Annotated in this window: 1 protein-coding gene; it reads right to left on the reverse strand. The window is 67.2% G+C overall.

The window, feature by feature from the left end; genetic code table 11:
* Positions 1–7: 7 nt before the first annotated feature.
* Positions 8–238, reverse strand: a 231-nt coding sequence (locus DC347_RS22145) for a MarR family winged helix-turn-helix transcriptional regulator (RefSeq protein ID WP_368665774.1), incomplete at its 5' end; no start/stop codon positions are given.

Raw genomic sequence — 238 nt, forward strand, 5'->3', positions numbered from 1 at the left:
GAAAAGGTCAGTTCTTGTCGCGAAGCGCGTGCAGCACGCGTTCCAGGTAGTCGTGCAGTTGCACCTGCTCGGTCTCGTCCAGCGAGCGCTGGGCCGCGCTGAGCACGCGATCGTTGCAGTCGGTCAGCTCCTGCCACAGCGCGTCGCCGGCGTCGGTCAGCTCGATCCGCAGGGTGCGGCGATCCTGCTCATGCCGGCAGCGGCGCAGGTAGCCCTTGCCCTCGAGGTGGTCGAGTTG

Origin of the sequence: Pseudarthrobacter sp. AG30 (assembly GCF_003116525.1) — a bacterium.
Classification (GTDB): Bacteria; Actinomycetota; Actinomycetes; order Actinomycetales; family Micrococcaceae; genus Arthrobacter.